At 64.2% G+C, this 7,882-nt stretch carries 4 protein-coding genes; all 4 read left to right on the forward strand.

The features are described 5' to 3' along the window. The first annotated feature begins 239 nt into the window (after positions 1-239). The gene (locus QZY03_RS22760) at positions 240-1,598 is read left to right on the forward strand and encodes a TolC family outer membrane protein (RefSeq protein WP_295584867.1); all 1,359 of its coding nucleotides are present in this window, start codon (positions 240-242) and stop codon (positions 1,596-1,598) included. Positions 1,599-1,846: 248 nt separating this feature from the next. After that, positions 1,847-2,968 (forward strand): chorismate synthase, encoded by a 1,122-nt coding sequence (aroC, locus tag QZY03_RS22765; RefSeq protein ID WP_295584870.1) that lies wholly within the window; start codon positions 1,847-1,849, stop codon positions 2,966-2,968. A gap of 37 nt (positions 2,969-3,005) precedes the next feature. Beyond that, positions 3,006-4,169 carry an MFS transporter gene (locus QZY03_RS22770; protein ID WP_295584872.1) on the forward strand — a complete coding sequence of 388 codons (1,164 nt, stop codon included), beginning with the start codon at positions 3,006-3,008 and terminating at the stop codon, positions 4,167-4,169. 277 nt (positions 4,170-4,446) lie between these two features. After that, complete coding sequence (gene glgX / locus QZY03_RS22775; RefSeq protein WP_295584873.1) at positions 4,447-6,561, forward strand: glycogen debranching protein GlgX; 2,115 nt, start codon at positions 4,447-4,449, stop codon at positions 6,559-6,561. The last annotated feature ends 1,321 nt before the right edge of the window (positions 6,562-7,882 follow it).

Here is a 7,882-nt window from a genome sequence, read left to right on the forward strand (position 1 = left end):
ACCACCCTTCCGGTACCCGCCCGGGCGTCCCGTTGCCTCCCTGGTGAGGTCAAACCCATGCCGCAATGGCCAACGCCAGCGCCGACCGGCGCCGACGATGCCCGATGTCGGTCGGCGGCAGGGTTATGCTTCAGGGCTGCGCCATGCCCCTTTACGTTGAGCCCGATCGCCCTCGTCGCCTATACTCCCCGGCCTTGAGGGGCAACTTCTCCAGCCGCCCTTGCGCCAGGAATTTTCAGATGCGGAACTCTCTTACCTTGCTGATCGCGGCCCTGTTGGCCGCGCCTGCGGCCTTGGTCACATCCGCGGCCCGCGCCGACGATCTGCTTCAGATCTACGACATTGCCGTGCAAAGCGACCCCTTGCTGCGCGAGGCCGAACAGCGGCTCTTCGCCACCAAGGAAATCGAGCCCCAGGCGCGGGCCCTGCTGCTGCCCAATGTCGCGTTGCAGGGAACCGTCGATTACAACAACCTCACCTTGAGTGGTCGGGGTGTCCCCGGAGGCAACCGTAGCGACCGATTCGTGACCCAGGGCGTTCAGGCAGTGGTCAATCAAACTGTTTACAATCGCGCCAACTGGATGACCCTGAAGCAGACCGGTGACACGATCGCTCAGGCGGAAGCGCAGTACCGCAACACCCAGATCGAACTCATGGTGCGCACCACGCAAGCCTACTTTAATGTGCTGCAGGCAGCGGATGCGGTGACCGTGTCGGAGGCGCTGGTGCGCGCGGACGAGCGTCAGTTGGAGCAGTCCAAGCAACGCTTCGAGGTCGGTTTGGTCGCCATCACCGACGTCAACGACAGCCAGGCGTCCTACGATCGGTCCAAGGCCAACCTGATCACCGCCAAGCGCACCCTCGACAACGCCTGGGAGGCCCTGCGGGTGATCGTTGGACCCTTGAACGTGCCGCTGGCCCGACTGGGCGACACCCTGCCGCTGTCGCCGCCGGAACCCAATGATGTTCAGGCCTGGGCGGACAGCGCCCGGCGCAACAACTTCGGCATCATCGCGTCGACCGAGGCGGTGGCTGCCGCCAAGGTCCAGATCGAGATCGCGAAGTCGGGCTTCTACCCGACCGTGGGACTCCAGGCGGGTTACGACATCGCCCGCTCCGGGGCCGAGAACAACACCGACTCGAACACCGCCTTTGTCGGCCTGACGCTGAACGTCCCGCTCTATCAGGGCGGTGCGGTCGTCTCCCAAACCCGGCAGGCCGGCTACAATTTCCGCGCCGCGCAGGATCAACTGGACCAAACCCGTCGTCTGGTCGATCAGCAGGTCAAAGACGCCTTCCGCGGCATCGTTTCAAGCATCGAGGACGTGAAGGCGCGTCAGGCCGCGGTCGTCTCAGCCCGCTCCTCGCTGGAGTCCACCGAGGCCGGTCTAGAGGTCGGCACCCGCACCCAGGTCGACGTGCTCAACGCCCAGCGGCAGCTTTTTCAGGCCGAGTTCGACTATCTCTCGTCGCGCTACACCTACATCATCAACGGAGTCAAGCTCCATCAGGCGACCAGCACGCTGAGCCGGGAGGTCCTGGCCAAGGGCAATGCCTGGCTGAAACCGAGCGATCTGGTGCCGCCGCCGGCGTACTAAGAAGTGGATAGTGAATAGTCGTTCAGCGCCGTGGTGTGCGCCGACGTCGTCGGTCGCAGGTCGGGCACGGCTGACCATTCGAGTCCTTGATCAAGATTCCGGCCACTTGGGCTCGCCGGGTGCGTCGTCAGGCCATCCTGGCCTGACACCGTCAGGGCTGGAAGCCCTGACGACGCACGCCGCTGGCCGGGATTAAGATCAAGGCCCCAACCGACATTGTCCGCTCACTCAGCACGCTGCACTCAACCATGTCTGGTAACAGTTTCGGTAAACTCTTCGTCGTCACCGGTTTCGGTGAGAGTCACGGCCCGGCGATCGGCGGGGTGGTGGACGGCTGTCCGCCCGGGCTGGCGCTGTGCGAGGCGGATTTGCAGCGCGATCTGGACCGGCGCAAGCCGGGGCAGTCGCGGCACACCACGCAACGCCGCGAGTCGGATCGGGTCGAGATCCTCTCCGGCGTCTTCGAGGGGATCACTACCGGCGCACCGATCGGGCTGCTGATCCGCAATGAGGATCAGCGCTCCAAGGACTATGCGGAGATCGCCGACCGGTACCGGCCGGGCCACGCCGACTACACCTACGATCAGAAATACGGCCGTCGCGATTACCGCGGCGGCGGACGCTCCTCGGCGCGCGAGACCGCGGTGCGGGTGGCGGCCGGCGCCATCGCCAAGAAATACCTGGCCGAACGGTACGGCGTCTTGGTGCGCGGCTATCTCTCCCAGTTGGGGCCGATCCGACCCCAGGGGTTTGCCTGGGACCAGGTGGAGCAGAATCCCTTTTTCTGTCCCTGTGCCGACACCGTGCCCGTGCTGGAAGCCTTCATGGATGCGCTGCGCAAGGAGGGCAACTCGATCGGCGCGGCGGTGACCGTGGTGGCCAGCGGTGTGCCGGCCGGCTGGGGCGAGCCCATCTTCGACCGGCTGGACGCGGACATCGCCCATGCGCTGATGAGCATCAACGCGGTCAAGGGCGTTGAGATCGGCGCCGGTTTCGGCTGTATCGAGCAGAAGGGGACCGAGCATCGCGACGAACTGACTCCGGACGGATTCCTGTCGAACAACGCGGGCGGCATCCTGGGCGGCATCTCGTCGGGGCAGTCGATCATCGCCCGCATGGCGCTCAAACCGACATCCAGCATCCGCCTGCCGGGGCGCACCATCGGCACCGACGGCCAGCCCGCCCAGGTCGTGACCACCGGCCGCCATGATCCCTGCGTCGGCATTCGCGCCACCCCCATCGCCGAGGCCATGCTGGCGCTGGTGCTGATGGATCATTGCCTGCGCCAGCGCGGCCAGAACGCCGATGTGACCCCGCCGACGCCGCCGATCCCCGCCGCGGCGCCGCCCGGCGCTGCCGACGCGCCATGACCTTGGGCACCGCCCGCCGCCGACCGCTCCCCCGCGGATGACCGCACGCGCCGCCGTCGGGCTGCCGTACTGGCGGCTCTCGGCCTATTACCTTTTTTACTTTGCCGCACTGGGCGCGCTGGTGCCCTACTGGGGCCTGTTTCTCCAATCCCGCGGCTTCGATGCCCTGGCCGTCGGCCAGTTGATGGCCATCCTGGCGATCACCAAAGTCATCGCCCCGATGCTCTGGGGCCACCTGGTCGACCGCTCCGGGCAGCGTATGCCCCTGGTGCGGCAAGCCTCACTGGGGGCGATCCTGGTGTTCGGTGTCGTGTTCATCGCCGACGGCTTCTGGGCCATGGCGGTGGCCATGACCCTGTTCAGCTTTTTCTGGAATGCCTCGCTGCCGCAGGTGGAGGCGGTCACCTTCAATCACCTGGGTGCGCGGGTCTCGCGCTACGCCCTGGTGCGGGTCTGGGGGTCGGTCGGGTTCATTCTGGTCGTCGGCGTGCTGGGGTTCCAACTGGAACAGGCGCCGCTGTCCATCGTGCCGGTGTGGATCCTGACACTGTACGTCGGGGTCTGGATCAGTTCGCTGTGGATACCGGATTGCCCATCGGCCACGACCAGCGGCCCGGCGCCCTCGCTGCGTGGGCTGCTGCGTCGGCCCGAGGTGCTAGCCTTCCTGGCGGCCTGTTTCCTGATGCAGTTGAGTCACGGCACCTATTACGCCTTCTACTCCATTCATCTCAAGGAGGCCGGTTATTCGACCGGTGCGGTCGGTGCCCTCTGGATGCTGGGGGTGGGGGCGGAAGTGCTGGTCTTTCTGGTCATGCACCGGCTGCTGGAACGCTTTGGGGCGCGCCGGGTGTTGATCGTGAGTCTTGCCCTGGCGGTTGTCCGGTGGCTGTTGATCGGAGCCTGTGTTGAGTTCGTCGCCATCCAGGTGTTTGCCCAATGCCTGCATGCGGCCACATTTGGCACGTTTCATGCTTCAGCCATTCACATGGTGCATCACTACTTCCCTGGGCCGACCCAGGGGCGGGGCCAGGCCATCTACAACAGCCTGAGTTTTGGTGCCGGCGGCGCCCTCGGGAGCCTGGTCGGCGGCCTGCTGTGGACCACGCCCGGGCCCTTCGCCGCCTTCGGCGTCGGGGCCGCCGCCGCGGCGATCGGACTCTGGGCCGTGTGGCGCTGGGTGGATCTCGGGCATCGGTACTGATCGCGCCTGCTCCGGCCTTCAGTCGGCGATTGGCGATAGCCGTTTTCCCGATTTGAGACCTGATTCGCCTCTTGCGTTGCCGTCTCCATGTCGTAATATGCGCCGAGCGACAGACCGACAATGAAGTTTGTTAATCTCGTTAATGCTATCTGTCAATCATAGGGCCGTTACCGGAGAGTGTGCCCGCTGGGCTGAGACTGGTCTCGCCCGTGCAGCGGCCCACCGGAAACTGGCTCAGCGGCATACATTGTCTTATTATCAAGCAACTTACACCATCATGTCAGACTCCAGAACCTATCCGATCCTCCCCGGCCGCCGCTATCCGCCGGGTGCCACGGTCGAAGAAACTGGCGTGAACTTCTCGGTCTACAGCCGCCATGCGGTCGGGGCCGAACTGCTGCTCTATGCCGGTGCGGACAGTGACCAGCCCTTTCAGGTGATCCGTCTCGACCCGGAGAACAATCACAGCTTCTTCTCCTGGCATGTCCTGGTCGTCGATCTGCCGCCGGGGACGCACTACACCTGGCGCATGGATGGACCCCATGACCCGCGCGGACACGGCTGGTGCTTCGATCCCGGTATCGAACTCCTGGACCCCTGGGCGCGCGCCGTCAACGTGTCCAACTGGGACCGCTGGCGCCGCCAGACCGAAGGAGTTCAGCCGCACGACTCGCCGCGCGCCGCGGTGCTCGCCGATGAGTACCACTGGTGCGGGGATACGCCCATCCGCGTGTCCTCGGAGCAGATGATCATCTACGAAATGCACGTGGGCGGTTTCACCCGGCACCCGTCGTCCGGCGTGCAGCATCCCGGCACTTTCGCCGGGCTGATCGAGAAGGTGCCGTACTTGCAGGATTTGGGTGTCACCCATGTCGAACTGATGCCGGTGATGGCCTTCGACGAGCAGGACGTGCCGGAGGCGGTCTGGGCCTCGGGCTTGCGCAACTATTGGGGTTACAGCAGCTTCGGCTTCTTCTCGCCGCACCCCGGCTATTGCGTGACCCCGGAGCAAGGCAGTCACCGGCGCGAGTTCAGAGACATGGTGCGCACCCTGCACCAGGCCGGTATCGGGGTCATCCTGGACGTGGTCTTCAACCACACCTGCGAGGGCAACGGGCGCGGCCCGACGCTGTCTTTCAAGGGGTTCGGCAACGAGACCTTCTACTGTCTCGATCAGCTCGACAAGACCATCTATCTGGACTTCACCGGCTGCGGCAACACCGTCAGCGCCAACCACCCCTTCGTCGCGCGCTACATCCTGGACTGCCTGGAGTACTGGGTGCGCGAGATGCATGTGGACGGCTTCCGTTTCGACCTGGCGAGCGCCATGGCGCGCGACGCCAACGGCCATCCCATGGAACACCCGCCGGTGCTCTGGGGGATCGAGCTCTCGGACACCCTGGCGGCCAGCAAGATCATCGCCGAGGCCTGGGACGCGGCCGGGCTCTACCAGGTCGGCTCATTTCCCGGCTATCGCTGGATGGAATGGAACGGCCGTTACCGCGACAGCATCCGCCGGTTCGTGCGCGGCGACACCGGCATGATCCCGGAAGTGGCGACGCGGCTCGCGGGCAGCAGCGATCTCTACGGGGCCAACCTGCGCCAGCCGATCAACAGCATCAACTTCGTCACCTGTCACGACGGCTTCACCCTGTGGGATCTGGTCTCCCACCACACCAAGCGCAATATCGCCAACCGAGAGGGCAACCGCGACGGCAACAACGACAACCTGAGCTGGAACTGCGGCATCGAAGGCGAGACCACGGACGCCGAGGTCCTGGCCCTGCGGCGGCGTCAGGCCAAGAACCTGCTGACCCTGCTGTTCCTCAGCCAGGGCATCCCCATGTTGCTGGCCGGCGACGAAGTGCTGCGCGGCCAATCGGGCAACAACAACGCCTGGTGCCAGGACAACGCGCTCGGCTGGTTCGACTGGTCACTGGTCGAGACCAACCGCGAACACCTGCGCTTCGTGCGCGGCCTGATCGCCCTGCGCAAGCGCCACCCCAGCCTGCGCCGCCGCCGCTTCCTGGCCGGCCAGACCCGCAACGGCGCCGACATGGCCGACGTCACCTGGCACGGCACCCAGGTCGGCGCCCCGCCCTGGGATGACCGGACCGCCCAGACCCTGGCCTTCACCCTGGCCCCGGTCGAACCCGACGAGCCGCCCCTGTACATCGCCATCAACATGGCCGCCGCCGCCCAGCGCTTCGAACTGCCGGCGCTGCCGGGACGCCTCTGGCACAGCGCACTCGACACCGGCGGCGCTTCACCGCTGGACGTCACCCGGCCCGAAGACCAGATCGCGCTCGAACCCGGGCCGCTGGTGCTGCGCTCGCGTAGTGTCGTTGTGCTGGAGAGCCGGCCGAACCGGGGGTATAGCCTGCGGAACTGATCTTCAGGGAGATCTTTGGGCAGGCAGACCCTTGGGTAGGGGCGGGTTTGAAACCCGCCCCCGACGTCCGCTTATCACGTTCGCCGTCGATAACGGTGAAAAAATAACCGGCCCAGCCGTAGGTCGGGTTAGCGCAGAGTCACCCGACAGCGGGCTGGCCTTGTGCCACTTGTTTTTGATACGCCGGCAATCCCCCCGTGGGAGCGGCCTCCGGCCGCGATGAGACGCGCCGGATGCCGCCGCCCCTCCCCAACCCGCCAATCGCTGTCTGATCGGGAATCATTCGCCACGGAAGAACACGGAAGAACACGGAAGGACACGGACAATAGACGCATTTCCGTATCTTTCCGTGTTCCTGTGTGTCTATCCGCGGGCCTTGATCAGCGATCCGGCCGGCCGCGATCGGTTCGCATCGTCGACTCGACGGTAAGACCGCGATCTGTGGGGTCTGCTGCGCGGACCAACGACCGTGAAGAGCGCGCGATGGCTGGGACCATACTTAAGAGCGACGCCCGAACGTCGGTCAGACGGGGATATCGGCTCATCGTAGGCCGCGGTTGGCCCCGGCTGTAGAAGCGGCTTCCAGCCGCTTCGCACGACGAGAGGGCGTGTTAACACGGAGCAGTCGCCAAAATCACCAAAACGTGACATTGATCACGGTTTGATGATTTTTCCGAACTTATACTTGAGCCGGCCTTTCTGTCGCCGTCGATGCGTTTGCGGGCCTAAGGTGGGGGTGATTGGTCTTGGTCACTGTTCCGGCAAGCGATGCTCAATTGGAGTCCAAGGCTTCAGCCTTGGATCGGTAGGCTAAGGCTGAAGCCTTGGGCTTCAGTTGGCAGACGTAGCGGGTGGCCGGAATATGACCAAGGTCGCGGTGTCAGGGAGCGTGTCGCTCTGCGACACGGACGGTGGGTAGGATTTTTTGGTGTTAGACTGCATACAGTCTAACATCCAAACATCCTAGTGCAATGTAGAACAGGCGTCAAAATACGTACTGCGTCTAGCAAACACCGAAACCAATAGGACGTGGAGAAATATAATGAGACATGTATCACTTATCGCATTAGCACTGTTAGTTTTGTCAAGCAATTCAAATGCCTGCGAAATTGTCGAGGCATTTGGTGGTTCCGGTAATAAAACCGGGTGGAAATGTTTAGGGGTTGCACTTGATACAAATGACATGCCTATCCGGTTGTCTCAGGTAACCCCAAGGGGTAGTGGTTCAGCCTTACCGTCGGCCTTCCCCGTCTTCGGACACTGGGCCTCGTTCATCGGTTCGTCTCCTTCTCGGGTGTCGATGTCTGATGATCGTTAGAAC

It is taken from the genome of uncultured Lamprocystis sp. (assembly GCF_903933125.1).
In the GTDB taxonomy this organism is placed as follows: Bacteria; Pseudomonadota; Gammaproteobacteria; order Chromatiales; family Chromatiaceae; genus Thiodictyon.

Excerpts from the sequence above, each read along its gene's own strand:
- QZY03_RS22760 (WP_295584867.1), top strand. The coding sequence starts at position 240 with ATGCGGAACTCTCTTACCTTGCTGATCGCGGCCCTGTTGGCCGCGCCT.
- aroC (WP_295584870.1), top strand. The coding sequence starts at position 1,847 with ATGTCTGGTAACAGTTTCGGTAAACTCTTCGTCGTCACCGGTTTCGGT.
- QZY03_RS22770 (WP_295584872.1), top strand. The coding sequence starts at position 3,006 with ATGACCGCACGCGCCGCCGTCGGGCTGCCGTACTGGCGGCTCTCGGCC.
- glgX (WP_295584873.1), top strand. The coding sequence starts at position 4,447 with ATGTCAGACTCCAGAACCTATCCGATCCTCCCCGGCCGCCGCTATCCG.